The organism is Nannocystis sp. (assembly GCF_016714285.1).
In the GTDB taxonomy this organism is placed as follows: Bacteria; Myxococcota_A; Polyangia; order Nannocystales; family Nannocystaceae; genus Nannocystis.
In genome coordinates this window covers 604,063-629,285 of sequence record NZ_JADJNN010000001.1, presented here as the reverse complement: position 1 = coordinate 629,285, position 25,223 = coordinate 604,063, and the positions used below count along the sequence as shown (strand labels likewise).

The 25,223-nt window shown below is 72.7% G+C and carries 17 protein-coding genes, 1 tRNA gene and 1 pseudogene; 10 read left to right on the top strand and 9 right to left on the bottom strand.

The genetic code is table 11. From position 1 onward, the window contains the following. Positions 1 to 24 precede the first annotated feature (24 nt). Positions 25 to 1,356: a hypothetical protein gene (locus IPJ59_RS02610; protein ID WP_293254506.1), complete on the top strand. Its 1,332-nt coding sequence runs from the start codon at positions 25 to 27 to the stop codon at positions 1,354 to 1,356. After that, positions 1,356 to 2,942 (top strand): NAD(P)H-hydrate dehydratase, encoded by a 1,587-nt coding sequence (locus IPJ59_RS02605; RefSeq protein WP_293269602.1) that lies wholly within the window; start codon positions 1,356 to 1,358, stop codon positions 2,940 to 2,942. Before IPJ59_RS02610 ends, IPJ59_RS02605 begins: the two co-directional genes overlap by 1 nt. An 89-nt stretch (positions 2,943 to 3,031) precedes the next feature. On the opposite strand, the gene IPJ59_RS02600 is transcribed toward IPJ59_RS02605, so the two are convergent. Next, the gene (locus IPJ59_RS02600; protein ID WP_293269601.1) at positions 3,032 to 4,138 is read right to left on the bottom strand and encodes a tetratricopeptide repeat protein; all 1,107 of its coding nucleotides are present in this window, start codon (positions 4,136 to 4,138) and stop codon (positions 3,032 to 3,034) included. 354 nt (positions 4,139 to 4,492) lie between these two features. On the opposite strand from IPJ59_RS02600, the gene IPJ59_RS02595 reads away from it, so the two are divergent. Further along, positions 4,493 to 5,179 carry a hypothetical protein gene (locus IPJ59_RS02595; protein WP_293254499.1) on the top strand — a complete coding sequence of 229 codons (687 nt, stop codon included), beginning with the start codon at positions 4,493 to 4,495 and terminating at the stop codon, positions 5,177 to 5,179. Positions 5,180 to 5,273: 94 nt separating this feature from the next. Here the strand turns inward: IPJ59_RS02595 and IPJ59_RS02590 are convergent, their stop codons facing one another. After that, on the bottom strand, positions 5,274 to 7,424 hold the full coding sequence (locus tag IPJ59_RS02590) for a GspE/PulE/PilB domain-containing protein (RefSeq protein ID WP_293269600.1): 2,151 nt from the start codon (positions 7,422 to 7,424) through the stop codon (positions 5,274 to 5,276). 157 nt (positions 7,425 to 7,581) lie between these two features. On the opposite strand from IPJ59_RS02590, the gene IPJ59_RS02585 reads away from it, so the two are divergent. Both IPJ59_RS02585 and IPJ59_RS02580 read left to right on the top strand, forming a co-directional pair. Beyond that, positions 7,582 to 8,775, top strand: coding sequence for a cysteine desulfurase family protein (locus IPJ59_RS02585; RefSeq protein WP_293254493.1), 1,194 nt, complete (start codon positions 7,582 to 7,584; stop codon positions 8,773 to 8,775). Next, positions 8,772 to 9,722, top strand: coding sequence for a ribonuclease III family protein (locus tag IPJ59_RS02580; protein WP_293269598.1), 951 nt, complete (start codon positions 8,772 to 8,774; stop codon positions 9,720 to 9,722). The genes IPJ59_RS02585 and IPJ59_RS02580 overlap by 4 nt, the downstream gene beginning before the upstream one ends. Positions 9,723 to 9,845: 123 nt before the next feature. Here the strand turns inward: IPJ59_RS02580 and IPJ59_RS02575 are convergent, their stop codons facing one another. Together IPJ59_RS02575 and IPJ59_RS02570 are read right to left on the bottom strand one after the other, a co-directional pair. Continuing rightward, positions 9,846 to 10,766, bottom strand: a complete 921-nt coding sequence (locus IPJ59_RS02575) for a DUF6178 family protein (RefSeq protein ID WP_293269867.1) — start codon at positions 10,764 to 10,766, stop codon at positions 9,846 to 9,848. 145 nt (positions 10,767 to 10,911) lie between these two features. Continuing rightward, positions 10,912 to 11,694: pseudogene (locus IPJ59_RS02570) on the bottom strand (DUF6178 family protein); the annotation flags it as partial. 29 nt (positions 11,695 to 11,723) lie between these two features. Here IPJ59_RS02570 and tilS point away from each other — a divergent pair. Further along, complete coding sequence (gene tilS, locus IPJ59_RS02565; RefSeq protein WP_293269597.1) at positions 11,724 to 12,755, top strand: tRNA lysidine(34) synthetase TilS; 1,032 nt, start codon at positions 11,724 to 11,726, stop codon at positions 12,753 to 12,755. Between the two features lie 130 nt (positions 12,756 to 12,885). Continuing rightward, positions 12,886 to 14,814 carry an ATP-dependent zinc metalloprotease FtsH gene (gene ftsH / locus IPJ59_RS02560; protein WP_293269596.1) on the top strand — a complete coding sequence of 643 codons (1,929 nt, stop codon included), beginning with the start codon at positions 12,886 to 12,888 and terminating at the stop codon, positions 14,812 to 14,814. Between the two features lie 111 nt (positions 14,815 to 14,925). On the opposite strand, the gene IPJ59_RS02555 is transcribed toward ftsH, so the two are convergent. The 3 genes from IPJ59_RS02555 to IPJ59_RS02545 form a co-directional block, all read right to left on the bottom strand. After that, positions 14,926 to 17,394, bottom strand: coding sequence for a penicillin-binding protein 1A (locus IPJ59_RS02555; protein WP_293269595.1), 2,469 nt, complete (start codon positions 17,392 to 17,394; stop codon positions 14,926 to 14,928). Positions 17,395 to 17,449: 55 nt separating this feature from the next. Beyond that, a complete protein-coding gene (locus tag IPJ59_RS02550) occupies positions 17,450 to 18,703 on the bottom strand; it encodes a hypothetical protein (protein ID WP_293254475.1) in 1,254 nt (417 codons plus the stop codon). Between the two features lie 248 nt (positions 18,704 to 18,951). Next, positions 18,952 to 19,710: a hypothetical protein gene (locus IPJ59_RS02545; protein WP_293254472.1), complete on the bottom strand. Its 759-nt coding sequence runs from the start codon at positions 19,708 to 19,710 to the stop codon at positions 18,952 to 18,954. 75 nt (positions 19,711 to 19,785) lie between these two features. Between IPJ59_RS02545 and IPJ59_RS02540 the strand changes: the two genes are divergently transcribed. Next, positions 19,786 to 21,015 (top strand): exo-beta-N-acetylmuramidase NamZ family protein, encoded by a 1,230-nt coding sequence (locus tag IPJ59_RS02540; protein ID WP_293254469.1) that lies wholly within the window; start codon positions 19,786 to 19,788, stop codon positions 21,013 to 21,015. A gap of 100 nt (positions 21,016 to 21,115) precedes the next feature. Here the strand turns inward: IPJ59_RS02540 and IPJ59_RS02535 are convergent, their stop codons facing one another. Next, complete coding sequence (locus tag IPJ59_RS02535; RefSeq protein WP_293254466.1) at positions 21,116 to 22,252, bottom strand: terpene synthase family protein; 1,137 nt, start codon at positions 22,250 to 22,252, stop codon at positions 21,116 to 21,118. 242 nt (positions 22,253 to 22,494) lie between these two features. Continuing rightward, positions 22,495 to 22,568: transfer RNA gene (locus IPJ59_RS02530), tRNA-Arg, on the bottom strand. Between the two features lie 252 nt (positions 22,569 to 22,820). On the opposite strand from IPJ59_RS02530, the gene IPJ59_RS02525 reads away from it, so the two are divergent. Together IPJ59_RS02525 and IPJ59_RS02520 are read left to right on the top strand one after the other, a co-directional pair. After that, positions 22,821 to 23,378 carry a hypothetical protein gene (locus tag IPJ59_RS02525; protein WP_293269594.1) on the top strand — a complete coding sequence of 186 codons (558 nt, stop codon included), beginning with the start codon at positions 22,821 to 22,823 and terminating at the stop codon, positions 23,376 to 23,378. Further along, positions 23,375 to 25,066 (top strand): M23 family metallopeptidase, encoded by a 1,692-nt coding sequence (locus IPJ59_RS02520; protein WP_293269593.1) that lies wholly within the window; start codon positions 23,375 to 23,377, stop codon positions 25,064 to 25,066. The genes IPJ59_RS02525 and IPJ59_RS02520 overlap by 4 nt, the downstream gene beginning before the upstream one ends. Positions 25,067 to 25,223 lie beyond the last annotated feature (157 nt).

Sequence of the window (25,223 nt, the reverse complement as noted above, 5' to 3'; positions counted from 1 at the left end):
GCTCGGATCCGCTACCAAGGTGACATGCGGTTCTTGTCCCTGGTGCTGCTGGTCCCGGCCTGCGCGAGCGAGGTCCCGTTCCAAACCGTGACCTCGGAGACCTCGACCGGGGCGAGCACGGGAGGGGGGCTGACGACCACGAGCGAGCCGACGCCGACCAGCAGCGACAGCAGCGGCGGCGCGAACACGGGCACGAGCGCGGGGCCGACGACGCAGGCGGACACCGGCGAGCTGACGGGCAGCGAGACGGGCGACACGACGGGCACGCAGGGCACGAGCAGCGGCGAGGCGGGCGAGAGCAGCGGCAGCAGCGGTGAAGTGGCGATCCCCAGCTGCAACGATGGGCTCGTCAACCAGGACGAGACGGACGTCGACTGCGGCGGGGCGAGCTGCGTGTCCTGCACGCTCGGGCTGCACTGCCTGATCGACTTCGACTGCCTCTCGACCTGGTGCAGCGGCGAGGTGTGCACGCAGCCGGACTGCCTCGCCGACGCGGACTGCGACGCGTTCGATGAGCCGTGCAAGGACGCGACGTGTGACATCGATGCCAAGAGCTGCGTGGTCGAGCCGCTGGCGGACGGGCTGGCCTGCGAGGACGCCAACCTGTGCACGAGCGGGCAGCAGTGCGCCGCGGGGGCCTGCGTCGGCGGGACCGTCACGGACTGCAGCGACCTCGACAGCAGCTGCGGGGTCGGCAAGTGCGACGCGAAGACCGGCGAGTGCGTCGGCGAGGCGTTCCTCAACACGGAGGGCGAGGTCTGCGACGACGGCTTCGTGTGCACGCCGAACGACACCTGCATGGCCGGGCTGTGCGGCGTCGGCGGGCCGGGCTACCTGTTCTTCGAGGACTTCAGCGACCCCGACCCGGGCTGGGAGCTGGGGCCGCTGTGGGAGTTTGGACCGGCGATGCAGTCGCCCAAGGGCACCAACGGCTGGGACCCGCCCGAGGATCACAGCCCCGGCGACGACAACATGGTGGCTGGCACGCTCATTGGTGGGCTGATCCCGATGGCGGAGCAGGCCACCACCTGTCTGACCTCGCCGGTCATCGACGCGAGCGAGGCGAGCAGCCTGTGGCTGACCTTCTGGCGCCACCTGCACACGGACTACTTCCCGTTCGTGCAGCACACGATCGAGGTGTTCGACGGCGAGTGGCAGAACATCGAGACCGGCTACGCCAACCCGGGGATCGACGACCCCGAGTGGACCTTCCAGCAGTACAACATCAGCACCTTCAAGAACGCGGCGCTGCGGGTGCGCATCTGCTACTCGCGCGATGACTCGGCGTTCATCCACGCCGGCTGGAGCGTCGACGATCTCACCGTCGGGCCCTTCGTCTGCACGCCGGAGCCGTGATGGGCGCGTCGTCCGAGCTGTGGACCCGGGCGGCGGCGGCGGCGGCGGACCGCCACACGATCGGGGCGATCGGGGTGCCCTCGCCGGTGCTGATGGAGCGGGCGGCGCTGGCCTGCGCCGCGGCGATCGAGGGCGTACGCGCCGGTCGGAGCGTGCTCGTGCTGTGCGGACCCGGCAACAACGGCGGCGATGGGGTGGCGATCGCCCGCATCCTCCACGGGCGCGGGGTGGCCGTGCGCGTGCAGCTGCTCGCAGATCGTTGCGAGGGGGCGCTGGCGGAGCAAGTAGCGATCGCGGGCCGGGCCGGGGTGACGATCGGGCGCGGGCTGCCGGCGACGGCGGACGGGGTGATCGTCGACGCGATGCTCGGCACCGGCGCCGCGCCGCCCCTGCGCGCGCCGTACCTGGCGGCGGTCGCGTGGGCCAACGCGGCCAGCGCCACGCGGGTGGCCGTCGATCTGCCGACCGGGATCGACGCGGACAGCGGGGCGGTGGGGGAGCTGGCGTTTTGTGCGGACCTGACGATCACGTTCGAGCGCAGCAAGCCGGGGCTGCACCTGACGCCGGCGCGGGCCTTCGTGGGTGCGCTGGTGGTCGCGGAGATCGGGCTGTCCGCGGGGACAGGTGAGCTGTCCGAAGGGACAGGTGGGCTGTCCGCGGGGACAGGTGGGATGTTCGCGGGGACAGGTGGGCTGTCCGCGGGTGGGCTGTCTGAAGGGACAGGCCCGGGGATGACCTTGCTCGGGCCGGGGGCGGTGCGCGGGTGGCTGGCGCGGCTGCCCGCGGGCGCACACAAGGGCGAGCGCGGGAACCTGGGGATCGTCGGCGGCAGCGCGGGCACGCCGGGCGCGGCGGTGCTGTGCGGGGCCACGGCGCTGCGCGGCGGGGCCGGGCTGGTGACGATCGTGAGCGGCGATCCGACGGTCCAGGCGCAGCTGCTGGCGCTGCGTCCGGAGCTGATGGTGACCGCGCGCGGCGAGCCGCTGCTGCCGGGCGCGACGGCGCTGGTGGTCGGGCCGGGGCTGACGCGCGCGGAGGACCGGGTCGGGCTGGCGGGGCTCTACGCCGACGATCGCCGGCCGGCGGTGTGGGACGCGTCGGCGCTGGCCGAGATCGCGGGGGCGAAGGTCGGTGGGCCGCGCGTGCTGACGCCGCACCCGGCCGAGGCGGCGCGCCTGCTGACGGCGCGGACCGGACGTCCGTGGCCGACCGCCGAGGTGCAGGCCGATCGTCTGGCCGCCGCGCGGGCGATCGCGGCGGCGACCGGGGCGGTGGTGGTGCTCAAGGGGGAGGGCAGCGTGATCGCGGAGGCGGGGCGGATCGCGATCAACGTCAGCGGCGGGCCTTCGCTGGCGACCGCGGGGACGGGCGACTGCCTGGCGGGGCTGATCGGGGCGCTGCTCGTGCGCGGGCTCGGGGCGTGGGAGGCGGCGTGCGCCGGGGTGTACGTGCACGGAGTCGCGGGCGAGTGGCTCGCGGTGGAGGGCCGCTCGGCGGTGGCGCTCGAGCTGGCGGACGCGATCGGGCGGGTGCTGGCGAGCGTGCCGACGACGCATCCCCGCTGGCCGCGGGCCTACCTCGGCTGAGGCGTGGCGCTTCGGGCCGAGCTCCCTCGGCGACGACTCGCAGCCAGCGCGTCGTCGGGCCTACCTCGGTCGGCGACGCGAGGCGGGCGTCACTTGCAGGCGGCGAGGGCGGCCTGGGCCTGGGCCTGGGCGTCGGGCTTCGGCTTGCGGGCGGTGAAGGCCTTGAGCGCGTCGCGGGCCGGCTTGCACTGCTTGGTCCCGGCGAGCGCGCCGATCTTGCGGATGTGCGCGGAGGCGAGGTCGGGCTTGAGCTGGAGGGCCTTGTCGAGCCGGGCCAGCGCGCCCTCGGGGCCGGTGACGCGGCCGAGCTTGGCCAGCGCGGCGCCCCACTCGGACCACACGACGGCCTGGTCGGGCACGCGCACGGCGAGGTCGGCGAGCGGGACCAGGGCCTCCTCGGACTTGTCCTGCTTGACGAGGGCGCGGGCGAGGCCGAGGCGGGCGTCGACGTCGTCGGGCTTCTTGGCCAGGGCCGCGGCGAACTCGAGCTGGGCCTCGGCGTGGAGGTCCTTCTCCATGAGCACGTGGCCGAGCAGGCGGCGGACCTCGGCGTCGTCGGGGGCGAGCCTGGCGGCGGCGCGGCTGGTGAGGAGGGCGTCGTCGACGCGGCCGGCCTTGCGGTGGAGCTCGGTGAGGACGAGCAGGACGTCGACGTCCTCCGGGGCGAGGCGGTTGGCGGCCTCGAGCGCGGTGCGTGCGGCCGGGACGTCGCCGGCGGCCAGGAGGGCGCGGCCGAGGTTGTAGTGGGCGTCGGCGAAGTCGGGCTTGGCGGCGATGGCGGCCTTGAAGGACGCGATGGCCTCGCTGGTCTGGCCGGCGTCGAGCTGGACCGCGCCGATGCCGTTGAGGGCGGGGAAGAAGTCGGGCCTCCGCTGCACGGCGGCCTGCCAGGCCGCGACGGCCTCCTGGGGCTTGCCGAGCTGCTCGAGGACGATGCCGCGGGCGTAGTGCAGCTCGGGGTCGTCGGGGCTGGCCTTGAGCGCGTCGTCGAGGACGACCAGCGCCTCCGCGTGCTGGCCGCTGGCCATCAGCTCGCCGCTGCGCTCGATCGGCGGGCGCTCGGGCAGCTTGTCGTCGTCGACGCCGGCGACCTCGTTCGGCGGCGTGGTGTCGGGCTGGCTCGCGGGCTTGCAGGCGAGGCAGGCGACGGCCAGCGCGGCGATCGTGAGGCGGAGCGGCGACGTGGTGGTCGGCATGGCGGCGGGCAGTCTACCCGGATCGACCCAGGGCCGCGAGCCGCCAGCGGGTGGGCCACGTCGGGGCCGATCTGCCCGCGCGCCTCGAGACCGGGACGCCTGGCACGGCGACGGGCAGCAGCGGCGGCACGGCGGCCGAGGTCGCGTGTGCTCCAGGTCGCGACGCTGTTCACTCGGGCTGCGCGCCCCCGGTCGCAGGCTGCGCAGCGGTGGCCTGGCCCGAGGGACAGGTCGGCGCAGGGGCGCTTGCACGCGCTCTGCGGGCTTCAAAGCGGGCCGCGGCGGATGGCTCACGCGCTCGCATGGGCGACGGCTTGGCGCCCTGGTGGGGGATCCCGCATAAGCTGGCGCATCATGCTGACGCGCGTCGCCTCCGTCCTGACCATCGCCGCCGGGCTCCTCGCTTCCACCGCCATGCTCGCGCCGGGTGACGCCGCGGCCGCGCCACCCAAGCGCACGGGCGGTCAGTTCGAGGGCCTGTTCGGGGCCTCGCTGTGCATCCCGGGCAAGGGCGACTGCAAGTCGGCCGACACCGTGTCGGGCAAGACGGGGCCGTCGTTCGGGATGGGCTTCACGCTCGGCTTTCGGCCGATCAAGTACCTGCTAATCGGCGGCGCGTACAACCTCGGCTTCTTCAACCCCGATTACCGCGACGGCGCGGCCGACGTGTACAAGTCGGCGTACCAGAACAGCCTGTTCGGCGTGGTGCGGGCGATCATCCCGGTCTGGCGGATCGACATCGGCCTCGAGCTCGCGCCGGGGTGGTCGCGCCAGACCTTCAAGGTCCGCGACAACGGGCTGGTCGGGCTCGCCGGCGTGGAGAAGGTGTACTCGCAGGGCTTCGCGCTGAAGACCGCGCCGGTGGTCGACATCTACATCACCCGGCGCTTCTTCGTCGGCGCCAAGGTCGACTTCATCTTCAACTTCCACAAGCAGGTGTGCTCGTCGACGGCCAGCAGCAGCGGCTGTCAGGTCCAGAAGAACAACCAGGCGTCGGTGCACCAGATGCTGATCGGTGCCCACCTCGGCGTGACGTTCTGAGGCCTGTCTCCGGCCTGTCCCGAGGGACAGGCCGGAGACGGCAGGACCTTCGGAGGCCCGACCTGTCGGGAGCCTGTCCCGCGGGACAGGCCGGCTACTTGCCGCGGGCCTTGTCGAGCACGATCATGCGCTCGAGCGCGGACGAGACCTCGTTGGTGAGGTCTTGCAGGGAGCGCGGGTCGACCGGGTTGTGCGAGCCGGACGCGAAGACCAGCAGCGGGACCTTGTCGCGCATCATGACGGGCAGGCACAGGACCACGCCGTCGACCCCACCGAGCGCCGAGTAGAAGGCGGCGTCGATCGCGGTGTCGGTGCGCATGGGGCCGAAGTAGGGCCGCTGGCGCTCGATGACGCCGGAGAACAGCGAGGGGCCGGTGGCGGGGATCCGGATCTGGCGGACGGCGTCGACCATCAGATCCTCGCCGCGTGCGTCGCGACCGCGGATCTCACCCTTGATGTGCGTGAACATGATGACCCGCGAGAAGCCCTCGGCGAGGAAGTCGAGCAGGAGGTCGGTGATCTCGTCGCGGGTCTTCACCGTGGCGAAGCGCGGCAGGAGGCGGTGGAAGGCCTCGTGCGAGAGCGGGATGATCTCGTTGGCGACGCCGAACTGCGGCGGGGTCCAGGTCTGGGTCGGGAGGCGATCCTCGGGGATCAGGGTGGTGGGCTCGAGCGGCGGGGCCTCGTCGAGGTCGTCGAGCGGGATGTCGACCACGTCAGCACGTGAACCGCTGACGAGGGTGTCGCCCGGCGGTGGGGGAACGGGCGCGGCGACCGGCTGCGGCGGCGTGGGTGCGGGCGTTGGGGCTGGCGCGGGACGGGGCTGGGCGGGCTCGAAGTTTGAGCTGCCGCCCGGCTGGAAGTCGGCGGCGAGGCGGGGGGGCTGAGTGGCGGGCTGAGTGGCGGGCTGAGTCGCGGGCTGAGTCGCGGGCTGAGTGGCGGGCTGGATGGGGTGCGCGTGGGGCGTGGGCGTATTTGGGGGCGATTCGGGGGCGGTTGCGTCGGCGTCGGGAGGAAGGCCGCCGGGACCGGCTGCATCGGCGTGCCGTAGGGGCCGGTGATCGCGCTGGCGGGCAACACGACCGCTGGCCGCGGGGTGGTGATCGGCGCGCCGCCTGGCATGAAGCACCGCGCTGGGCTGAAGTACCGCGGCGGGGCGGAGCACGGCGGATGGCTTGATCGTGGCTGCGGGCTGGGTATCGAACGTGGTCGGCACGCCTGACTGCGGGCCGCTCGCGCTGGCCGCAGCCGGGCTCGGACGTGGCGCGCTCGGCAGCGGGACGGTGCCGGGGACGATGGTGGTCGGGGCGAGCGTCGGTGGGCCGGCGGGATCGGGCGACGATTTGACAGACGCGGGTGGAACTGCGGCGACGGGGGTAGCGAAGGTCGGGCCCAAGGGTGGAGGGGCCGCGAGGGGACCCGCCTGAGGGGCAGGGGCCGACACAGGGGCAGGCGCAGACCCAGGGACCGGGACCGGGACCGGGGCCGACACAGGGGCCGACACAGGGGCCGACACAGGGACAGACACAGGGGCAAATACAGGGGCCGAGACAGGGGCCGAGACAGGGGCCGATACAGGGGCAAGTACAGGCGCCGATGTGGTCGGTGGGACCGTCGGCGGGCTCATCGCGCCGACGATCGGAGCCGGGCGTGGCACGACGATCGGCGGCTGGATGCCCGGGATCGTCGGGATGGATGGGACGGTCGGCGGGGGGATGGCCGGTGCGCTCGGGGCGGGCTGGGTGACGCTGGCGGGACGCGGACTGGGGGCCGCGGCCTGGGCTGCGGCCTGGGCTGCGGCCTGAGCAACGCTGGTCAGGCGCGGCTCGGGCATCGGCAGGTTGTAGTGGCGGCTGATCGCGGCGCGGATGATGCGGAGCGGGGCGACGGCGCGGACGAGGTAGGCGCCGGTGTGGGCCGAGATGGCGTCGACGGCCCGCATGTCCGTGGGGTCGACCATCGCCACGGTGAGGTTGCCGGTCTCGTCGGCGGAGATCGGGAGCACCGCGAGGCGCTGCGCCAGCTCGGCGGGGATCCGCAGGAGCGCGCCCTTGTCGACGGTGTCGAGCACCGATGCGCCGACCCGCGGGATCATCAGCTTGCTGTGGAGGAACGCGACGACGCTGTCCTCGTCGGTCAGGCCGAGATCGAGGAGGGCCTCGACGAACGAGAGCTTGCGCTCCGCGCTGCGGGCCTGCACGGCCGCGAGTTGCTCGTCCGAGAGCAGGCCCGCCCTCACCATCATGGTTCCGAGGAGACTCAAGCGGCGATGATGATTCATCGCCCGCGGCGCGCAGTCAACGGCCGAAGCAATGCGGTCTGTGCGGCGGGCGGGCGCGGACCGCCACGACGCCCGGGAGCGACGAGTTAGCCCTGCGCTGGCGTGCTATACGGGGCCGCCGGTGCGCTACCTCGACCACAACGCCTCGACCCCGCTCGATCCGCGGGTTCGCGACGTTGTTATCTCGGTCCTCGGCGACGATCGCCTGCAGGCCAACCCGTCGAGCGTGCATGGTCCGGGGCAGCAGGCGCGGGCGGTGATCGAGCGGGCGCGGCGCTTGGTCGCGGCGGCCGTCGGTGCGGCGCCGCTGGAGCTGACCTTCACCGCCGGGGGCAGCGAGGCCGACAACCTGGCGATCCTCGGCGCTGCCCGGGCGCTGCGAGCTACAGGGCGTCCGGCGGGGCTGCTGACCACGGCGATCGAGCACCCGGCGGTGCTCGGGTGCGCGCGCGCGCTGGAGCGGGAGGGGCACGCGTGGGTGCGGCTGGGTGTGGACGGGCGGGGCCGCGTGGACGCCGGGGAGCTCGCCATGTTGCTGCGGGCGCACCCCGAGATCGGGCTGGTCTCGCTGGCGGCCGCGAATCACGAGCTGGGCAACGCCTATGACATCGCGGCGCTGGTGCGGGTGGTGCGCGAGTCCGCCCCGCGGGCGCTGGTTCACAGCGACGCGGTGCAGGCCTTCGGGAAAATCCCGGTGGATCTCCACGCCTGGGATCTCGATCTGATGAGCCTGAGCGCGCACAAGGTCCACGGTCCGAAGGGGGTCGGGGCGCTGCTGCATCGCCGCGGGCTGGCGCTGGCGCCGGTGCTGTTCGGCGGTCCGCAGGAGCGTGGGCGCCGGCCGGGCAGCGAGGCAGTGGCGTTGATCGCCGGCTTCGGGGCGGCGGCCGAGCTCGCGGCGAGTGAACGCGAGATCCGCCAGCTGCACACGCGGGCGCTCGTCGATCGCCTGCGCGTCGGGCTCGCGGCGCTGCCGGGCGTGACGATCCACGGCGATCGCGAGCGCTGCACGGGGACCACGGTGAACGCTGGCTTCGCGGGCTGCGACGGGCTGCTGCTGCTCATCAACCTCGACCTCGCCGGGTTCGCGGTGTCGGCGGGGGCGGCCTGCGCGTCGGGCTCGAACGAGCCCTCGCCGGTGCTGCTGGCGCTGGGCCTGACGCCCGCGGCGGCCCGCTCGGCGCTGCGGATCTCGGTCGGCAAGGACACCGCCATGGACGACGTCGAGGCGCTGCTGGCGGCGCTGCCCGAGCTGCTGACGCGGGTGCGTGGGGCGGCGTTGGCGGCGGACTGGCGGGCTCTGGAGGTGTCATGAAGTTCGTGAGCGCGATCATGGGGGCGAACGAGCGGGAGCCGCTGGCCGAAGGGACAGGTGGTCGGCTGGCCGAAGGGACAGGTGGCGAGCAGCTGTCCGAAGGGACAGGTGGCGAGCGGCTGTCCGAAGGGACAGGTGCGGGGCAGCTGGCCGATGGGACAGGTGGCGGGACCGAGGGGCTGCCGGCGGTGCTGGCCGTGCTGCCGCCGGCGGATCCGCAGCTCGCGGGCTTGGCCGGTCGGCTGGGGCATCGCTTCGCCCGCCCGGCGCTGCTGCGAGCGGCGCTGACGACCCCGTCGTGGGTCAACGAGCACCAGGGCGCGGGCTGGCCGAGCAACGCCTGCCTCGAGTTCCTCGGCGACGCGGTGCTCGGGCTGGTCGCCGCGGACGCGCTGTGGCGCCGCTTTCCCGAGCTCGGAGAGGGCGACCTGACGCGGCTGCGGGCGAGCCTGGTGTCGGCGAGCTCGCTGGCCGCGGCGGCGCGGGCCTTCGGCCTCGCGGAGTTTATGTACCTCGGGCGCAACGAGGTGAAGACCGGCGTGCTCGAGCGCGAGGGGGCGCTGCCCGACGCGCTCGAGGCGACGCTGGCGGCGGCGTTCCTCGACGCGCGCGCGGCCGGGGGCGATCCGCTGGCGGCTGCGTCGGCGGTGTTCACGGCGCTGCTGGGGGAGCGCGTGGCGGGCCTGTCGCGCGGGGACGGGGTCGACGCGAAGTCGCAGCTGCAGGTGTTGTTGCAGGCGAAGCACCGGCGGGCGCCGGCGTACCGGACGATCGGCGAGCGGCCGCCGGGGCAAGGCGGGCTGTGGCAGGTCGAGGCGACGCTCACCTTGCCCGAAGGACAGGTGATCATCCTGGCCGAGGGGTCTGGTGTCAGCCTGCGCGCGGCGGAGCAGGCGGCCGCGAAGGCGGCTCTCACGGCGCTCGAGCGCGGGGCGCTGAGCGGCTGAGCTGGCGCGCTGAACTGGCGCGTTGAGCTGGCGCGCTGAGCTGGCGCGCTGAGGTGGTGCGTTGAGGTGGTGCCGAGCTGGAGCGCTGAGCTGGAGCGCTGAGCTGGCGCGCTGAGCGGGCGATCAGCTGGCCTGGAGGCCGGTCTTGAGCCACACGGAGACGCGCTGGATCGTGAGCAGGGAGCCGACGCGGGTGAGGTCGGGGAGGCCGGCGGCGCCCGGCTCGAGGGTGCCGAGCTCGACCTCGAGGCGGCCGAGCAGGGCCTGCACGAACACCTCGGCGTGCTGGGGAGCGCCGACGGCGAGGCAGCGGGCGCGCAGCTCGCTGGCGAGGGCGGGGATCAGGCGGGCGCCTTGCAGCAGGTGGTCGCGGGCCCAGGCGATGTCGTCGGCGCTGAGCGGGGCGAAGCCGCCGCGGCGGCCGGGCAGTTGTAGGTGCACGATCGCCGTGCGCACGAGGTCGCCGAGGCTCAGGCGCTCGGGCTCGTCGGCGCGGGTGACCCAGGCTGGATCGATCGCGTAGCCGTGGAAGGCGAGGGCCGCGAGGGCGCCGGCCTGGGCGATGAGCTCGGTGGCGCGGGCCAGGTCGCGCAGGCCAGCGATCGGGCGGGTGGCGGTGCTGCTCGACTCGACCGGGAGCTCGGGGTACCAGCGGGCGAGGGCCGCGAGCGCGTGGCCCCACGGGCGATCGAGCAGCGAGCCGATGGTCTTGAGCGAGACGCGACCCTCACGGTGGAGCGCGAGCGCGGCGCGGCGGAGCTTGTCGAGCGGGCCGTAGCCGGCGCGAAACACCCCGCGCAGGCCGATCGCGGCGATTCGGCCGGCGAGGAAGCGGGCCTGCTCCGCGGGGTCGACGAGGCCGGCGGCGAGCAGCTCGAGGCCGAGGCCGACGGTCGCCTCGGCCTGATGAAAGGCCCGCTCCTGCAGCTTGACGTCGCCGGGCTCGAAGCGCTGGGCGGCCATCAACTCGTTGACGAGGAGCGTGAACTCGCGGGCGCGCTCGCCCTGCTGCGCGGGCGAGAGGGCCGCGAGGGCGCGGCGCAGAAGGCCGGGGCGGGCCGTCTCGGCCGGGAGCGTGGGGCCTGGCTTGAGGCCTTGATGGAGGCCCGCGGAGGCCGGTGCGGAGGCCGGTGCGGAGGCCGGTGCGGAGGCCGGTGCGGAGGCCGGAGGCCGGTGCGGAGGCCGGCGCGGAGGCCGGCGCGAAGGCGGGGGCGACGGTGCTGGCGATCGGCGGGGCGCCGCTGTCGGCCTCGCGTGCGGCCTTGAGGTCGAGCGGACGCAGCAGCTTCATGGCCTCCTCCCACGGGACGAAGCCGAGGTCGGCGAGGCGACCGGCGCGCCAGCGCAGCAGATCCTCCTCGATCTGCGAGGCGAGGGCGCCGCGCAGGGAATTGACGAGGGCCTTGCCGGTCTCGAGGTCGTCGGCGTAGACGCGGTCGAGCACGTGGATCGCCCGATGGCCGGTCTCGGTGTCCGGGACGGCGACGAGGAAGAAGCCGTCGGGGGTCTCGTAGGTGTAGAGCGCCTCGACGGCGTCGCGGGCCTGGCTGCGCTGCTCGTCGTCGTCGGGGTCGAGGTGGAAGACGGAGGTGCCCGGCAGGAGGGCCATGGTCCACAGCTCGGGGTCCATCTCCATCATCAGATCGCCGAGCTCGCCGCGCTCGCGCCCGGCCTGGGCGTGGGCGTCGACGATCGCGGTGAGCCACACGCGGGCGCGGTCGATGTCGACGCGATCGCGGCGCCAGGCCTCGAGGTCGAAGAGGGCGGTGAGCTGCTCGGGGGTCGCGTGTGGCAGGAGGAGCTCGAGGCGATCCTCGGCGTGCAGACCGCGGGCGACGGCGACGAAGCTGGTCGGCGGCAGGGTCGGCACGAAGCTCGGCAGGTCGTCGCGCTGCTCGAGCGCCAGCGGATCGGCGCTGAGCGTGCGCAGGTCGTCGGGGGCCAGGCGGCCGAGCTCGTCGGGTGCGTTCACACGCGGCAAGGTATCATCGCGGCCCGCGCGTGCCACCTCGCCATCCCAGCATCGCCGCGGCGCTCGGTCACCTGCGGCCACCCCTGGCCCGCCTGCGTGGGCTCGGGTGGGCCGCGGGCGACGGCCGCCTGCCGCTGCTGGTCGCGTGTTCGGGCGGGGCCGACTCATGCGCGCTGCTCGGGCTGCTCGCGCTGATCGCCGAGGCGGACCGCCTCGAGCTCACGGTGGGGCACGTCGATCACGGCATCCGTGAGGACTCGAGGCGAGACGCAGAGCACGTGGCCGGGCTGGCGGCGGGGCTCGGGCTGGCGTCGCGGGTCACTCGCCTCGAACTGGCCGCGGGCGCTGGCTTGCCGGCCCGCGCCCGCGATGCGAGGCGGGCGGCGCTGCGGGCGATGGCGGAGGGCCGGGCGGTCGTGCTGGCCCACACGCAGACCGATCAGGCCGAGACCTTGCTGATGCACGCGACCCGCGGGGCGGGCCTCGAGGGCGTCGCAGCGATGGCGGAGTGGGACCCGCCGTGGCTTCGGCCGCTGCTCGGGGTGTCGCGGGCGGAGACGCGGGCGCTGTGCGGACGGCTCGGCCTCGGCTTCGTCGATGACCCCGGCAACCGTGACCGACGCCACCCGCGGGTGCGCGTGCGCGAGGAACTGCTGCCGGTGCTGCGCGAACAAAATCCGCGGGTCGAGGCGGCGCTGGCGGCCCTGGCCACGCAGGCGGCGGAGGCCGAGGCGGCGCTCGCGGTGTGGGCGGCCCGGGAGGAGGCGGCCTGTCGCCGCGGTCCGGGGCGCTGGGCGATCGAGGGGCTAGCGACCCTCCCGCGCGCGGTGCGGACGCGGGTGATCCGCCTGGTTTGTGCGGCAGGTGGGGTCGACATGGGGACGCTGGGGCACGCCGTGATCGCCTCGATCGACCGGGCCCTGTGTGCGCGGGCGGAGGCCGTGACCGCGCCCAACGCCGGGGCGGCCTCGCCGGCGCGGGCGCCTCATTCGTGGCATCTGCGGCCCCGCTTGCGGCTGCGGCTCGATCGCGGGGGCTTGCAGCTCACGCAGGCTCCGTGACGACGTGCCTCAGTGGTCGCTGGCCATCGGGTCCGCGAGCATCGGGTGGGCGTCCGCGCTGGCCTGCCTGGGGGTCTTCCGCTATGCTCGCCCGTCCGAGCGACGCGCCGCCGATCGCTCCGAAACCGCCGTGAAGCAGCAAACAAAGACCCTCCTGGTGTGGCTCGGCCTGATCGTCGCGGTGTTGGCGCTGGCCAACATGTTCAACACCAGCCACGAGGTCGTGAACATCTCCTACGCCAAGTTCATGGACAACGTGGACAAGGAGTGGGCCGACCTCAAGCGCAGCACCAACATGACGGTCGCGGTGCACGAGTCGTACGTGGACATCACCTACGAGCTCGACGGCAAGACCTACCAGGCCGCGGGCCCGGTCGCGGAGAACCTGTACAAGCAGCTCAGCGACAAGGGCATCGACTACCGCGTCGAGCCCGAGGAGGACGGCGCGCTGCTGCAGTTCGCGCTGATGTGGCTGCCGATGATCTTCATCGTCGTCCTGATGGTGATGTTCATGCGGCAGATGCAGGCCGGCGGCGGGCGGGCGATGAACTTCGGCAAGTCGAAGGCCCGGCTGCTGAACGAGCACAGCAACAAGGTCACCTTCAAGGATGTCGCCGGGGTCGAGGAGGCGCGCGAGGACGTCGAGGAGATCATCGACTTCCTGCGCGACACCCGGAAGTACCTGCGGGTCGGCGGGCGCATCCCCAAGGGCGTGCTGCTGATGGGCCCGCCCGGGACCGGCAAGACGCTGCTGGCGCGGGCGATCGCCGGCGAGGCGGGCGTGGCCTTCTTCAGCATCAGCGGCTCGGACTTCGTGGAGATGTTCGTCGGCGTGGGCGCCAGTCGGGTGCGCGACCTGTTCGAGCAGGGCAAGAAGAACGCGCCGTGCATCATCTTCATCGACGAGATCGACGCGGTCGGCCGCCACCGCGGCGCCGGCCTCGGCGGCGGTCACGACGAGCGCGAGCAGACGCTGAACCAGCTGCTCGTCGAGATGGACGGCTTCGAGGGCAACGACGGCGTCATCCTGATCGCGGCGACCAACCGGCCGGACGTGCTCGACCCGGCGCTGCTGCGGCCCGGTCGCTTCGACCGCCGCATCATCGTCGGCCTGCCGGATGTCCGCGGTCGCGAGGCGATCCTCAAGGTGCACACGCGTAAGGTCCCGGTCGACGACAACGTCGATGTCGGCACCGTCGCCCGCGGCACGCCGGGCTTCAGCGGCGCCGACCTCGAGAACCTGGTCAACGAGGCCGCGCTGATGGCGGCCCGCTTCGGCCGCGACCGGGTCACGGAGGACGACTTCGATCGCGCGAAGGACAAGGTGCTGATGGGCTCGGAGCGCAAGAGCGCCGTGATCTCGGAGCGCGAGCGCATGACGACCGCGTGGCACGAGGCCGGGCACACGCTGGTGGCGATGAGCCTGCCCAAGGAGCACGTCGACCCGATCCACAAGGTGACGATCATCCCGCGCGGCCGGGCCCTCGGGGTGACCCAGCAGCTGCCCGAGGAGGACCGCTACAACCTCGACCGCGATCACGTCGAGGCCCAGATCGCGATCCTCATGGCGGGGCGCATCGCCGAGGAGCTCGCGTTCAACGGCCAGAAGACGACCGGCGCGACCAACGACATCGAGCGTGCCACGGGCCTCGCCCGCAAGATGATCTGCGAGTGGGGCATGAGCGACGAGCTCGGCCCGATCTCGTACAGCAAGGGCGACGCGCAGCCGTTCCTCGGCCGTGAGATCCAGCAGGCCCCACACTACTCGGAGGCCACCGCGCAGCTCATCGATCGCCAGATCCACGCGGTCGTCACCCGGCAGTACGAGCTGGCCCGCAACATCCTCATCAACAACGACGCCGCGCTGCGCCGACTGGCCGAGGCGCTGTTCGAGCGCGAGGTGCTGTCGGCGGTCGAGGTCACGTCGCTGATCGAGGGGCGCACGCTGGCGCCGATGCGGGCCAAGCCGCGCTACGCCAACAGCCAGCCGCAGGCGGTGCCGGGCAATGATCGCCCGGTCGCGGTCACGGGCAAGCTGGTCGCCGAGCCGTCGACCTGAACGGGGTCGGCTGGCTGGCGGCTGGCCCGAGAGACAGATTCTGCGGCGGGGGCCGACCGTCGCTGCCGCTCAACGACTCACGCCCGCCAATTGAGCGGGGCTCGTTGAGCCTCACTCCTTGAGGTAGAGGGTCGCCGACGGCATGCCGGGGACCACGTCCTTGCCGGTGCGGGCGTCGACGACCCGCGTCGTCAGGCCGGGCGGGCGGGTGCGGGGCAGGGCGTCGTGGGGGACGCCGTCGACGACGGCCGTCATGTACTGCTGCCACAGCGGGACGGCGGTGGTGTAGCTGGCGTCCTCCTCGCCGAGAGATCGCTCGTAGGTGTCGTCGCCCATCCACGCGGCGGTGATCTGGCGCGAGGTGAAGCCGACGAACCAGGTGTCGGTGACGTTCGTGGCCTTGGAGGCGGTGCCGGTCTTGCCGCCGACGGGCACGCCGATCCGGCCAGCGCGCGCGCCGATGCCGGCGGTGACGACCTCACGCATCAGGCGGGTGATCAGGAAGGCGGTGCGATCGTCGACGACCTGGCGCGGGCCCTTGAGCGCCAGGCTGCCGAGGCGGTCGAGGCGGCCGGCGACGTCGACGGCGGGGTCGTCGGGGCTGCGGTGATCGATGAGCACCTCGCCGCGCTTGTTGACGACCCGACGCACGTAGACCGGGTCGACCCAGCTGCCGCCGCGGGCGAAGATGGCGAAGGCCCGGCTGAGCTCATCGATGTGCACGCACGAGGCGCCGAGCGAGAGGGCTCGGTCGGCGATGAGGTCGGTGGTGAAGCCGAGGCGGCGGGCCCAGGCGACGACGTTGTCGGCGCCGAGGCTCTGGAACAGGCGGATCGACGGCAGGTTCAGCGATCGGATCAGGGCGGTGCGCAGCAGGACCTCGCCATCGAGGGTCTGGCCGAGGTTCTGCGGGTTCCACACCTCGCCGGGCTCGGGCACGTAGGGCCGGTCCTCGAGCACGGAGTCCATGCGCCAGTGATCGCCGTTGAGGGCGAGCGAGTAGTAGATGGCCTTGAACACCGAGCCCGGCTGGCGACAGGCCTGGGTGGCGCGGTTGAACTGCGAGCGGTCGTAGTCGAGGCCGCCCTCCATCGCGTCGACGTAGCCGCTGTCGAGCGAGAGGGTGTAGAGGGCCGCCTCGACGCGCGGGGTCTGGCCGAGCTCGAGCACCTGCAGCCCGGACTCCGGATCGATCTCGGGCGGGCTCGGCGGTTCGACCGGACGCGGCTTCACCGGCTCGGGCACGGCGCCCTCGGCCTCGCTGCCGCGCGGCGGGTCGTGGCCCTCGTCGCTCTCCTCGGCGATGCTGAGGCGGCGCTTCTGGGCCAGGCGCACCCACAGGACGTCGCCGGCCTCGATCGCGTCGTTGACCTTGCCGAGGGTCGCGTCGTTGAGGGTGGCGTTGCGGTCGTAGCGGGCGGCCCAGAGCATGCGCTTGAGCGGCAGCACGGCCTCGATCCCGCCGACGGCGATCTGGGCCTTCTTGGGGTCGACGGCGGTGACGAGGGCGAGGCGCCAGCGCAGCGGGTCGGCGCTCAGCGGATCGGCGCCGTACTCGGCGACGGCGCGCTCGCGGAAGGTCGCACGAGCTGTCTCTTCGGCCAGGTGAGCGACCGGCCCGCGCCAGCCCTGGCGGCGGTCGAGCTTGCGGACGGCGGCGTCGATGGCGTCGTGGGCCGCGGCGCCGAGGCCGAGCTGGGCGGGGGTCTCGATCTGGAGGCCGTCCTGCAGGACGCTCGCCTCGCCGAGCTTGTCGCCGACGGCGCGGCGCACGTGCTCGGCGTAGTAGGGGGCCCGCAGGCGAAACACGTCGGTCGGGGTGACCAGGCGCAGGGGCTCGGTGCTGGCCGCCTCAAGCTGCTCGGCGGTGATGTAGCCGACCTCGAACATGTCGTGGAGGACGACGCGGCGGCGGGCCACCGCGCGCTCGGGGCTGGTGACCGGGCTGTAGCGCGAGGGGGCGCGCGCGAGCCCGGCGATCATGGCCGACTCGGCGAGCGTGAGCTCGTCGAGGTCCTTGCCGAAGTAGCGGCTGGCGGCGGCGGCGACCCCGTAGGCGCCGTGGCCGAGGAAGATCTTGTTGAGGTAGATCTCGAGGATCCGCCGCTTGCCGAGGCGACTCTCGATGCGCACCGACAACAGCGCCTCACGCAGCTTGCGATCGAGGGTGCGCTCGTCGCTGAGGAAGCCCTTGGCGACCTGCTGGGTGATCGTGCTGCCGCCCTGAACGACGGTGCCGGAGCGCAGGTTGGCCAGCACGGCGCGCCCGAGGCCGCGCCAGTCGAGGCCGTTGTGACCGAAGAAGCGGCGGTCCTCGGCGGCGAGGAAGGCGTGGATCAGGTGCTCGGGGACGGCGTCGATGGCCGCGTAGGAGCGGTGCTCGCGGGCCAGCTCGGCGAGCACGCTGCCGTCGGCGGCGTAGATGCGGGTGACGCCCGGCGCGATGGTGTCGTACTGCTCGACCTGCGTCAGGTCGGGCAGCTCGGCCGCGTAGCCGCGGTAGACCCGGTGCCCGACGTAGACCGCGGTGACCACGACGCAGGCCGCGGCGAACACGTAATACCGCAAGAGCCAGCCCAACAGGCCGGCTCTCGCGGGATTGAGCACCCATACACGGGAGGCCCGGGCCCGGGGTTCAGTCGAGCTCGCCGGCGGGGCCGTCGACATTCGGGTCATCCGAGTATTTCCGCAGGGCCTTGAGGGCGCGGGTCTCGGCCTTGGCCATCGCCTCGAGGCGCTCGTTGATGCGGCCGAGCAGCGAGCCGACCACGATCTTGGCGTTGTTCTCCGGGTTCAGGCCGACGATGTACGCGAAGACCGAACCATCGGCGCTGAGCGGCATGACCTGGCCCTCCTCGACGCCCATGGCGGCCGGCGTCGGCGCGCCGCCGGTCTCGGCGCGGATGTTGAAGCCGACCGGCTCATCCTTGCCCTCGCCGCCACACGGCGTGGGGGCCTTGATGTCGCCGCACAGGGCGTCGAGGCGCTCGACCAGGGTGACGCCCTTGCCCTTGAACTGGACCGCGAACTGACGCGGGCCGCCGGTCGCCAGCGGCTTGACGTTGCCGTTGACGAAGTTGGCGAGGTAGCCGAGGTCGATCTTCAGGCCGTTGGCCTCCTCGTAGAGGTCGAAGGTCTTCTTCAGGCCGTCCGGGTTGATCGCCGCGAGCTGCCAGCCGAACAGCTGGTCGACCTGCGGGGCCTTCTCGAAGTTGGTGGTGAGGAGGGTGACCAGCTCCGTCGCGCCCTTGGCCGGGTCGGTGAGGATGAGCTTGCTGAGGTCGGCCATCTTCAGCGAGATGCCCTTGCGCATCTCGCTGACCTTACTGACCTCGGCGAACATGATCTCGCCCTTGGCCTTGCCCTGGTCGCGCAGCGCACCCTTGGAGGTGATCTGGTTGCCGAGGTAGCCGAGCAGGACGCCGAGCAGCAGCGCCGCACCGGCGGCCAGAGCCACGATGCCCTTGTTGCCGCGCGCCTGGACCTCGCCACCGGTGTCGATGATGCCGGCGTTCGGATCGAAGCCGCCGCCGCCACCACCGCCGCCGAAGGGCGTGCCGTCGTCGGCCTGGAAGCGCCGCGCCGCGGCTGCGGCCACGGGCTGGGCGACCTCGCCGGGGGCCGGGATCTCGGGGGCGACCTCACCGGGGGCCGGGATGAAGGCGGGCGCCGCCGGGGCCTGCTCGCCCGGGGCCGGGATGAAGTTTGGATCGCCAGCCGGCTTCTTCGCGCCCGGGGGCCTGGGCGCGGGCGACTTGCCCGGTGCAGGCGCTGCGGGGGCCGCTGCGGGGGCGGCCTCGGGGGCCGGGGCTGCGTCACCGCCGGACTTCTTGGCGAGGCGCGCCTTGAGGGCGCTGAGGTCAGTTCCTGGTTTCTTGGGTGCGTTCAAGACCGGATCCCCTTGTACGAACTTGGTGCGAGACGAGACGCGAAACGAGCGCCAGACAAAAAGGGTGGCAGGCCGCGGTGTGCAGGCCGCCGAAAATGTGGCAACGCGAGGATAGAGACAACGTTTGGCAGCGTCAATGCTGGGATGCAGGGCGGCGAAACGGCCGCTGGAGGGCGAAATGGGGGATCTTGGCGCCCGGCGGGGTCGGCGATGGTGCTGTGCCAGGCCGGCGTGGCGGGGATCTCGGGTCAGGCGCAGCGAGCGGGCAGCGCCTGCTCGAGCCGCGCCAGAGCGCGAAGGGAGAGGGCGACGGCGAGGACCTTGGGCTGGGGATCGGTCATCGGCACCAGCTCGCCCTCGAGGCTGAGCAGCACATCGGGCTGCGGGAGGAGGAGCGTGACCGTGAGGGCGGCTGGGCGCCGCTGCGAGGTGCCGCGCCGTCCGACGGGCTGGGATGCGAAGGAGGACAGGTCGGCGACCACGCGCGGGGCGAGCAGACAGCCGCCGACCGTGGCGAGCGGCGAACCCGGTGCGTGCACGGCCCCGGGCCGCAGCGGGGCGCCGAGGACCGGGGCGAGGCGCCGCAGGACGGCCTGGCCGCGCTCACGGTGCTCGCTACGCAGCTCGGGGCTGACGAGGTCGAGGAGGTGGAGGAGGAGGCCGGCGGGGGCGAAGGTGAGGGTGCGGACGAGGGCCCAGCCGTGGCTGGTGCTGAGGCCGAGGACGGCGTCGATCGGGCGGTGGGCGGCGGACAGCAGGCGACCGCTGCCGTGCTCGTCGGGCGGCTGCGACTGCATCGGCCGACGCGGCGCGACCCGGCGATCGAGGCCGTGGGTGTCGCCCTGATTGCGCTCGAGCAGGCGCAGCGGCGAGTACTCGTCGCGGTCGGCGTCCTGCTCGGGAGGGCGCATGGCGGCGGGCAGGCGCGTCGCGCGGGGCGTGGTGGTGCCGTGCCAGAAGCCGTGATCGCAGACCGGCGAGGGGATCGGTGCCAGCGGGTCGCGCATGCGGGGACGATCGCACGAGCGGGCGAGTCGGCCAAAAACTTCGCGGGATCGCCTCACGGGCGGTAGCGTCGCGGGGTGACGATCGATGCATCCAACCTCCATGAGCCGGCGGTGCGTTGCGGCCTCGAGCGACTGGCCCGCGGCGAGGGGCCGCAGCTGCGCGGACGACCGGTCGCGCTGCTGTGCCACCCGGCCTCGGTCACGTCCGCGCTCGTCCACGCGACGGAGGTGCTCGCGGGGCCCGTGGGGGCGCAGCTGGTCAGCTTGCTCGGCCCGGAGCACGGCCTCGACGCGGCGGCCCAGGACATGGAGAGCGTGGCCCAGGAGACAGGTGCGATCGGACATGTCCCGACGTACAGCTTGTACGGCGACGACATCGCCAGCCTGAGCCCGAGCCCGGCGATGCTGCACGACGCGCAGTGGCTGGTGATCGACCTGCAGGACATCGGCGCCCGCTACTACACGTACGTGTGGACGGCGGTGCTGGCCGCCGAGGTGGCGCTGCAGTGCGGCGTGCGGGTGCTGCTGCTCGATCGTCCGAACCCGCTGGGCGGGCTCGACGAGTGGGTCGAGGGCGGGGCGATCGAGCCGGGGCAGGAGAGCTTCGTCGGCCTGCATGACGTCGCGGTGCGCCACGGGATGACGCTGGCCGAGCTGGCCCACCTGGCGATCGTCGAGCGCGGGCGGGCGCCGCACGCGGGGCTCGAGATCCTCGAGTGCGCGGGCTGGCGGCGGCGGATGCTGCAGCCGGCGACGGGCTTGCCGTGGGTGCTGCCGTCGCCCAACATGCCGGGCTTCGAGACGGCGCAGGTGTACCCGGGGCAGTGCCTGCTCGAGGGCACCAACCTCAGCGAGGGTCGCGGCTGCACGCGGCCCTTCGAGATCTTCGGCGCACCCTGGCTCGACGGGCGCGCCCTGGCAGCTGCGCTGGCGGGCGAGCCGGCGGCGACGCCCGGGCTGCGCGTGCGCCCGCTGGGCTTCAAGCCGATGTTCCACAAGTTCGCCGGTCAGCGCTGCGGCGGGGTCCAGCTGCACGTGCGCGAGCCCGCGGCGGTGCGCAGCCTGCAGACCGGCTGGGCGCTGCTGACGGCGATGTGGCGGCTGGGGCAGGGGGCGATGCGCTGGCGCAGCGAGCCCTACGAGTTCGTCGCCGACCGGCCGGCGATCGATCTGCTCGCGGGCGGGCCGTGGCTGCGCGCGGCGGTCGAAGCCCAGGCGCCGCTGGCCGAGCTGCTGGCCGCGCAGGAGCCGGCGCGGCGGGCCTTCATCGCCCGGCGCCGGGCCTTCCTGCGCTACCCCGAGTGAGGCCTGGCTGCACGCAGGTGTGGCGGCCTGGCAGAGCCTGGCGTGGCCGCTTGGCCCCGCGCGGCCTGGCCCCGCGTGGCCACACCTGGGCGCGCCTGGCCTAGCCGCGAAAGATGCCGGAGTCGTCGAGGCCGCGGTAGCGGGTGGTCTCGGTGGCCCAGCTGCGGTGGCCGGAGATCATCGAGCTGAGCACGTCGACGTAGCGGCGCAGGTCGTCGTCGATCTCCTTGGAGAAGCTCGGGAGCCGCAGCGTGAGCGCGCTGTACTCGCGGGTCTCCGCGTCGTGGAGCTCGACGGCGCGGGCCAGCGCCTGCTCGAAGTTGAGGTTCTCCTCGTGCATGAGCACGAGCACCATGTTGTTGACCTCGCCCTTCGCCATCTCCTTTTCGATGGTGTAGATGTCGTTGGCGAGGCCGACGATGTACGAGGCCTTGCTCTCGAGGCTGCGCACCACGGAGTGCTCGCGCACGTGGTGTGGCAGCGAGATGCGGTCGGTCAGCTCGCCGAGGCGAAAGCCGAAGTAGAGGCCGACGCTGACCTCACGCATCTTGCGGTACTTGACGAGTTCGGGCACGGCCTCGAGCTGGCGGTACTTCGCCTCGTCGACGAAGGTGCGAAACAGGCGCTCGAGCTGCTCGCCGAAGCGCTCGATCCACGCGGGCACCTTGACCAACAACATGCGCTCGCGGAGGTCGCGGAAGGCCTGCGAGAACGGGTCGACGATCAGCGGCGCGGCGCCCTCGCGGAACACGTTGAGCAGGCCCTTGAGGTAGACGTGCGAGAGCGCGGGGCCGCGGATGCTCTCGATGTGGTTGTCGATGAGGCAGAAGAGAGTGGTCCAGTCGGCGGCGATCTGGAGGGCGACCATGTGGTCGGCGATCGGGAAGGCGCGACCGACGAGCCAGCCGACCTTGGCCCGGTGCAGCGCCTTGACCTGCTTCTCGTCGGGCGCGAGGCCCATCGCCAGCGCCCATGCCACCGACTCCGCGTGGACCTGCGCGGCCTCGGGGTGCACCGCCGGATCGAAGGGACAGTAGAGGTCAGGGATCGCCACGCGGCGCGCGGCGAGCGGGGACATGCGGCCGCCTGGGCCCTCCGTGTAGGCCTCACGCACGCGCACGTCGCCGGGGTTCGCGGGGGGCGGAGCCTGCGGGGTGTCTCGTGGCGATCGCGGACTCACCTGGGCCTCCCACTCGGAGGTGTTGTGCAGGGCGACTCGTTCGCTGCGGTGGGCCATGGCTTCGCTCCGTCGATCGGGTGCATGCGTGGGCAGTCTCGACTATGCGCCGATTTCGCGGCAACGCCTATCGCATGCAGAGCAGCGGAGGGCCTCCGCGTACAATGTATGTGCGTCGAATGTGCGTTGAATGTGCGTCGAGCGGGGACACCATGCCGGGCGCATCAGGAGATCACCACGGCCGGCTGACGACCGCGAACCAGTCGCTACAACCCACAGAACTACAACAGCAACGAACGCAGCGCCCGCAGCAGGGATCGAACCTGCGACCTACAGTTTAGGAAACTGTCGCTCTATCCAACTGAGCTATGCGAGCGGCGGGCGCAGTGTCGCAGGTCGGGCCGCAGAAACAAGACGGGCAGGGCTGGCTGGCTCGCGCTTTCGCGCTTGACAGGTGCCCCCACGATGCGCGGATACTCCCTGGGTGATCTCGCGCACGCCAACCGTTCTCGTGCTGGCAGGGGTTCTGTGGGGCTGTGACCCCGCGGAGCCGTCCGCACTTCGTGTCCGCGCGGAACCCGCGGCCGGGCGGGACCGCGCGCCCGAGCTGATCGAGCGAGCCGCGGCCGTGGCACCGCGGCGCGGGCGTCTGCTGGCGGGTGAGCGGGTGGAGCGAGTGCCGGTGTGGCCCGCGGCGTCGACGATCGCGGCGGTGCGTGAGCGACTGCCCGCGAGCATGCGGGAGGCGATCGATCGCAGCCCGGTGCCGGTGCTCGTGCCGCGTGAGCCGACCTGGCTGGCGGGGGCCAGCCTGCACGCGGTCGGGCCACAGAGCCCCGGGTACGCGCTCGCGGCGTCGCAGGGCGGGCGGCATCTGAGCGTGCAGGCCTCGCGGATCGCCACGCTGCTGCCGCAGGTGGGCCGCGTCCGCGGCACGCGGAGCATCCGCGGCGTGGACGGGTTCATCGGCGAGAACGAGGGCATCCGGACGGCCAGCTGGATCGAGCATGGAGTCGCCTACAGCGCGGAGCTCGAGTGCGAGGATCCGGCGGGACCGGACTGTCGTGAGGGCCAGCTCGAGGCGATGGTGGAGGGGCTGGTCTATGTCGGGGGCGCCGGGGTCGGGGGCGCCGGGGTCGAGGGCGCCGGGGTCGGCGGCGTCGGGGCCGTAGGAGGTGCACCGTGAGGGCGCGCGGGCTGACCACGGTGGTGCTTGGGTTGGGGCTGGCCTTCGGGACAGGTCTGACGCCGAGCTCGGCGCGGGCGCAGGAGCCGTTCTATCTCCCGCCGGGCGACCTGATCCCGGACTCGGGGCAGGGCTTGCCCGAGATGACAGTGTTCGCGCCCGGGATGCGTTACCCGCTCGAGCAGGGCCCGTCGTACCCGAACTCGCAGGTGTACATGAACGGCGGGAGCAAGGGCCCCGGCGGTAACCAGTGCGACGAGGTGAACTACAGCTACCCGTGGCGCGACAACTACTGCGAGACGCGCAGCTGGGACATGCCGTTGTGTCCGGCGGGGGTGGGCCACCAGGGCCAGGACATCCGCGCGCCGACCTGTGAAAACAAGAAGCACCAGGTAGTGGCGACCGCGGCGGGCGAGGTGACCAACATCGGCAGCTACTCGATCTACGTGACCACGCCGTCGGGCCAGCGCTTCGACTACCTGCACGGGGCGCTCGACACGATCGTGGTGGCGCTGGGGCAACAGGTGGAGGTGGCGCAGCCGCTGGTGAAGGTGTCGAACAACATGGGCAACACCCCAACCTCGATCCACCTGCACTTCAACATCAAGCAGGACGTCGGCGGCGTGGGCTTCGTCTACGTGTCGCCGTACATGTCGCTGGTCGAGGCGTACAAGGAGCTGATGGGCCTCGGCAACAAGCCGCCCAAGGGTGTGTTCGATGAGGCGGCGTGCGAACAGCTGCGCGGCTGGGCCCAGGATCCGGACTCGCCCGAGGCGCCGGTCGCCGTCGACCTGTACTTTGGGGCAGCCAAGGGCGACCCCGCGGCGGTGCCAGTCCAGGTGAGCGCGGAGATCTACCGTGAGGATCTGTGCCAGCCGCTCGGATCGTGTGAGCACGGCTTCGAGCTCGATGTGCCGCTGAGCCTGCGCGACGGGCAGCCGCATCCGGTGTTCGCGTACGCGAACGACAGCGAGGACGGTGAGGCCGCCGAGCTCGAGCTCTCGCCGAGCCAGATCGAGTGCGAAGCGCCGCCGATCCCGGACGGCGTGCGGCGCTGGATCGTGGACCCGGAGAGCCTCGCGGCGTGGAAGCTGTCGCCGTTCTGGCAGGCGATCCAGGCGACGGATCCGGTGATCGAGGCGATCCCGCAGACGCAGGATCTCGGCGCGGCGCCGGTGCTCGCGCGCAGCGACGCCGATCCGGCGGCGGTGTGGCTCATCGACCAGGGCTTTCGCCGGCAGGTGGCGGACGAGGCGATCGCGGCGGCGTGGGGCTTCGATCTGGCGGCGGCCGAGCTGTGGGCGGCGGCCGAGCTGCAGGCCTTGCCCGAGGCGGCGCCGGTGCGGCCGCTGCCGGTGCTGCTCAAAGGGACAGGTCCGAAGATCTATCTGCTGGACGATCCGCTGTGCGATCCGGAGGCCAGCGAGGTCGATCCGCTGTGTCCGCACAGCGCCGCGAGCACCAGCGGCGACGCGGAAACGGGCCATGGTGGCGGCGGTGGTGAGAGCGGCGGTGATGCGACCACGTTGCCGCCGATGCACGGCAGCAGCGGGCAGCACGACAGTGGGGGAGCGCCCGCGTTGCCGGATGGGTATGGGCAGGACGCGGGTTGCGGCTGCGATCAGCGTGGTGGGCCGGCGGCCTTGTGGATGCTCGGTGTGCTCGGCTGGCGACGGCGTCGGCGCTAACCGTCACGCGGTGCCGTGAGCTCAAGACGGCCCCGTGATCTTACTTTACATAACATACATTATCGGCAGAACGGCCCCGGGCGGGTCTGCACAGCTCAGCGGGCATGCACAGCGCTGGGCCAGGTGCGCGTTGCGCTGTGGTGTTGGTGATGCGGCC

What these genes read in the sequence shown, in the direction of transcription:
- IPJ59_RS02580 (WP_293269598.1), top strand. Translation starts at nt 8,772, where the DNA reads ATGAAGTTCGTGAGCGCGATCATGGGGGCGAACGAGCGGGAGCCGCTG.
- IPJ59_RS02545 (WP_293254472.1), bottom strand. Translation starts at nt 19,710, where the DNA reads ATGCGCGACCCGCTGGCACCGATCCCCTCGCCGGTCTGCGATCACGGC.
- IPJ59_RS02605 (WP_293269602.1), top strand. Translation starts at nt 1,356, where the DNA reads ATGGGCGCGTCGTCCGAGCTGTGGACCCGGGCGGCGGCGGCGGCGGCG.
- IPJ59_RS02600 (WP_293269601.1), bottom strand. Translation starts at nt 4,138, where the DNA reads ATGCCGACCACCACGTCGCCGCTCCGCCTCACGATCGCCGCGCTGGCC.
- IPJ59_RS02535 (WP_293254466.1), bottom strand. Translation starts at nt 22,252, where the DNA reads ATGGCCCACCGCAGCGAACGAGTCGCCCTGCACAACACCTCCGAGTGG.
- IPJ59_RS02610 (WP_293254506.1), top strand. Translation starts at nt 25, where the DNA reads ATGCGGTTCTTGTCCCTGGTGCTGCTGGTCCCGGCCTGCGCGAGCGAG.
- IPJ59_RS02590 (WP_293269600.1), bottom strand. Translation starts at nt 7,424, where the DNA reads ATGATGGTGAGGGCGGGCCTGCTCTCGGACGAGCAACTCGCGGCCGTG.
- IPJ59_RS02595 (WP_293254499.1), top strand. Translation starts at nt 4,493, where the DNA reads ATGCTGACGCGCGTCGCCTCCGTCCTGACCATCGCCGCCGGGCTCCTC.